Source organism: Flavobacterium branchiophilum FL-15, assembly GCF_000253275.1.
Lineage (GTDB): Bacteria > Bacteroidota > Bacteroidia > Flavobacteriales > Flavobacteriaceae > Flavobacterium > Flavobacterium branchiophilum.
In genome coordinates this window covers 1-3,408 of the sequence record NC_018751.1, presented here as the reverse complement: position 1 = coordinate 3,408, position 3,408 = coordinate 1, and the positions used below count along the sequence as shown (strand labels likewise).

The 3,408-nt window shown below is 33.5% G+C and carries 5 protein-coding genes; 2 read left to right on the top strand and 3 right to left on the bottom strand.

The features are described 5' to 3' along the window. Positions 1 to 353: 353 nt before the first annotated feature. Together FBFL15_RS00025 and FBFL15_RS00020 are read right to left on the bottom strand one after the other, a co-directional pair. Positions 354 to 623, bottom strand: a complete 270-nt coding sequence (locus FBFL15_RS00025; RefSeq protein WP_015038641.1) for a Txe/YoeB family addiction module toxin — start codon at positions 621 to 623, stop codon at positions 354 to 356. Beyond that, positions 620 to 871, bottom strand: a complete 252-nt coding sequence (locus FBFL15_RS00020; protein WP_015038640.1) for a prevent-host-death protein — start codon at positions 869 to 871, stop codon at positions 620 to 622. The genes FBFL15_RS00025 and FBFL15_RS00020 overlap by 4 nt, the downstream gene beginning before the upstream one ends. 208 nt (positions 872 to 1,079) lie before the next feature. Between FBFL15_RS00020 and FBFL15_RS00015 the strand changes: the two genes are divergently transcribed. Both FBFL15_RS00015 and FBFL15_RS00010 read left to right on the top strand, forming a co-directional pair. Next, the gene (locus tag FBFL15_RS00015) at positions 1,080 to 1,766 is read left to right on the top strand and encodes a plasmid recombination protein (protein ID WP_015038639.1); all 687 of its coding nucleotides are present in this window, start codon (positions 1,080 to 1,082) and stop codon (positions 1,764 to 1,766) included. Next, positions 1,714 to 2,229 carry a hypothetical protein gene (locus FBFL15_RS00010; protein ID WP_015038638.1) on the top strand — a complete coding sequence of 172 codons (516 nt, stop codon included), beginning with the start codon at positions 1,714 to 1,716 and terminating at the stop codon, positions 2,227 to 2,229. The genes FBFL15_RS00015 and FBFL15_RS00010 overlap by 53 nt, the downstream gene beginning before the upstream one ends. A gap of 84 nt (positions 2,230 to 2,313) precedes the next feature. Here the strand turns inward: FBFL15_RS00010 and FBFL15_RS00005 are convergent, their stop codons facing one another. Continuing rightward, positions 2,314 to 3,372 carry a replication initiation protein gene (locus FBFL15_RS00005; protein ID WP_015038637.1) on the bottom strand — a complete coding sequence of 353 codons (1,059 nt, stop codon included), beginning with the start codon at positions 3,370 to 3,372 and terminating at the stop codon, positions 2,314 to 2,316. Positions 3,373 to 3,408: the final 36 nt, after the last annotated feature.

Genomic DNA, 3,408 nt, shown 5'->3' with positions numbered 1-3,408 from the left:
AAAATAAATAACAGTTAGCATAAAACAGTAATAAAAAGCATAAAAAAAAGGTGAAAAAGTTAGGTTTGGGGGTGAAAAAGTTAGGTTAGGGGGTGAAAAAGTTAGGTTTGTCTTTGTGAACACCAGTAAAATCAGTACCTCGCAGACTCTAAAAAGGTACTTAAAAATACTAAAAACTACTTTTTACAAAAAATCGAAAAAAAAAAGGTTTTTTAAGGTTGTTTTGAGCTGAAAAAGAGAAAAAAACAAAAGGGGAAAAGGTTTCTGAAAAAAAAAAAAGGTAATTGATTGAAAGAACACCAGGGCCCGGGCGTCTGTTTTTGTAACTATTTGATTTTTAGATACATACGATTTTAATAATGCCCGTATGCGGATAAGACAAGCACTTGTACCGTTTCTTCACGAATACGATAAATCAAACGATGTTCTCGGTTTATCCGCCTTGAAAAAGTTTCTTCGGCATAGTATTTTAAAATTTCTATTTGCCCAGTTCCTGTGCGTGGGTGTTCTGAAAGTTCTTCTAAAAGGGAATTTAGTTTCTTTAGAATAGCTTTATCTCCTGCTTTTTTATGAAAAGCAATATCAATTTTTGTTTGGTCAGAAAATTCTAAATGATAACTCATAGCCCTAAAAAGGTTTTAAAATCTTCTTTTGCTATGCGTGTAAATTTACCTTCTTCAAATTGCTGTAAACTCTTATCTATTTTTGCATAAAACTCCGCTTCTGTCATTAGCATTTCGTTTTCTAAAACAGGAACTAATTTATAGCTCTGATTCTTTCCTCTTTGGACGATTACTTGCTCATTCTTATCTATTAAATCAAAATATTTTTTTTGATTATCCCTAAATTCACGGCTACTAATTACTATCATAATATTTATTTTTGTGTACCATTTTGGTACACAAATATATTTTTTTTTGTAAATAAACAAAAGGGAAAGATAAATTTTGTTCTTTTGTGGGATCTAAAATTTTTAGAGGTTATAATTGCCCACTATAACCCTTTAAGGGTTGTGGGCTCTCCGAGGGCTCTCCCGAGGGGGTCGTGCCGACAAAAGCTGCTGCATAAATTATTTTAATATGGGAAAATCTTGTGTGAAAATTAAGCCTGTAACAGGCTCGTCAGAAAAGCATAATACTCGAGAAATTGAGCCTAAATATTTGATTCCTTCCGAAGTTGAAAATATCCATATTGTTGATGCGAAAATTGAAAATGTTCGGAAAGAAATAGAAAAAAAATACATTGAAAATGTAGGGCAGAAAATGCAAGCGAAAGCCACCCCTATTCGTGAAGCTGTAATTCTTTTGCCTGATAACGATAACGACAAAAATTTAGAAAATCTTCTTTCCCTTAATGATGAACTCAAAAAGCGTTATGGTATTGAAGCCTTTCAGGTTCACATCCACAATGATGAAGGTCATATCGACAATAATGGAAAAGCAAAATACAATTATCACGCTCATGTGGTTTACAACTGGACGGATGCAAACACAGGTAAAAGCTTGAAATTAGGAAAACAGGAAATGAGTGAAATTCAAACTTTAACCGCGGAACATTTACAGATGCAGCGGGGCGAAAAAGGCTCAAAATCATTGAGTTTAAACCACCATCAATACAGGGGATATCTCGAAATTAAAGATGAGTTTATAAAAGAATTTAAAATAGAATTGACTGAAAAAAAAGACAGAGAAATAAGAACCAAAATCATTGAAAATGAGCGACAAAATAAAGACATCGGAAGAAGTTCGAGAGGAATTAGCCGATAAAAAAGTAGCTAAAACTTATTTAGCTGAATTTGAAAATGGAATAAATCATAAACTAAGTCGTTTTGAGGGTGTTTTAGCTAATTTTAAGCCAACTTGCGAGATAAAGCATAAATACGACACCGATGAAATAAAAAGGCTTAATACAGCCTTAAATGAGATTGTTTTAAAACTTCAAGAAATTTCTATTCCTGAAAAAATAGAAGTTTTAGAGAAAAAAGAAAACAAAATAACTTTTACAGATAGAACAACCAAGTGGCTAACGTGGTTTTGTAGCATTGCTTTTGTTGTAGCTGTTGGAGGATTTTGTTATGGTTATATTGCTTATAGCGAGGTAGCTAAATCTAATGCGGAAAGTTTTGAAAAAGGAATTTTTGAAGGAAGAAACCACATATACAACATTTCGACACCTGCAGGTAAAAACAGAATAGATAAGAACCACCCAGATTGGAGAACAGTCCGATAGGGGTCTAAAATTATCCTCATTTTTAGAAATGGTACGGCTGAACCCCAGCCGTACCATTTCTAAAAATCGAGGTTTTATCCATAACTATACCGTTTTACTATTTGCCAACCCTAGAATATCAATCATAGCATCATTAGGCTGTTTTTCTTTTTCAGAAACCTTTCCCCCTTTTGGTTTAGTAGGTTTTTCTGTATAATTTAAAATATCTTCGTTTAAAATAAACCGGACATACCTTGCTGTATCGTCCTTTACTCCAGTCGCTAAAATTTCTCTAATTCGAGTATTTAAAGGCTCTATTAGGCTCGGGTACTTTTGGAGCTGGAGGAGAACATCTTTTATAAAAACGTCATTCTTAGGCATCTTATCTGTGTTGTATAATGCTCTAAAAACAGGAATAAGTTCTAAGAGCATATCGTTTGTAGTCTTAACATTCAGTGTGTTTTTACGGAATAATTTAAAGCGGAGAGTTTCGACAGACCGACCGTTTTTTTCTTCGGAGTATTCAAAATAAACATCGCACTGCCCGACATCGTAAAGTTTTTTCAATTCTTTTTTAGCAACGTCTAATACTTTTAACTTTAAAGAGCCGTATTCTTTGTAGGCATCTTCCAAAACGAAAGATTTACGCAAATCCTTAATAGACATTCTAAAACCGTCTGTACCCTGCCACTTTTGGCAAAGCTCATACATTCTTTGTGACCATTTACTCTTTAAAGACATCGCCACGGTTAGAGAATACGGAGTAAATTGGCTTGACAATTCCACTAGAAAAGGCATCAATTTTTTTGACACCTCTACCTCTGCAACACCTTTTTTAATCGTTGCATAATTTATAAAACCACATACCAACCACTCATAATCTTCATCTTTCTCATGTAATCCATTATCCCATTCAAACTCCCGTAAACGTAGAGAACGAAGCCCCTTTTTAACTTCTGTCTCCCTTTCATTTAAGTTAGTGTCCTTTGCTAGATCGGAGATTTTTATGTTTAAAACCAAATTATCAAACAAATCCCTACGACCTATACTGTAGTTTTTCCGAACTTCTTTGATGATATAGTAAAAAACTCTTTTTTCTACTAAACTTAATTCATATCTAGCAGTAGTCAGTCGGTTGTCTTGCGCTATTATATCAGATTTCATTTTTAGATTATTTTACTTAAAAAAGCAAAGCTAACT

Coding starts and splice junctions, on each gene's coding strand:
- FBFL15_RS00025 (WP_015038641.1), bottom strand. CDS start 623: ATGAGTTATCATTTAGAATTTTCTGACCAAACAAAAATTGATATTGCT.
- FBFL15_RS00020 (WP_015038640.1), bottom strand. CDS start 871: ATGATAGTAATTAGTAGCCGTGAATTTAGGGATAATCAAAAAAAATAT.
- FBFL15_RS00015 (WP_015038639.1), top strand. CDS start 1,080: ATGGGAAAATCTTGTGTGAAAATTAAGCCTGTAACAGGCTCGTCAGAA.
- FBFL15_RS00010 (WP_015038638.1), top strand. CDS start 1,714: ATGAGCGACAAAATAAAGACATCGGAAGAAGTTCGAGAGGAATTAGCC.
- FBFL15_RS00005 (WP_015038637.1), bottom strand. CDS start 3,372: ATGAAATCTGATATAATAGCGCAAGACAACCGACTGACTACTGCTAGA.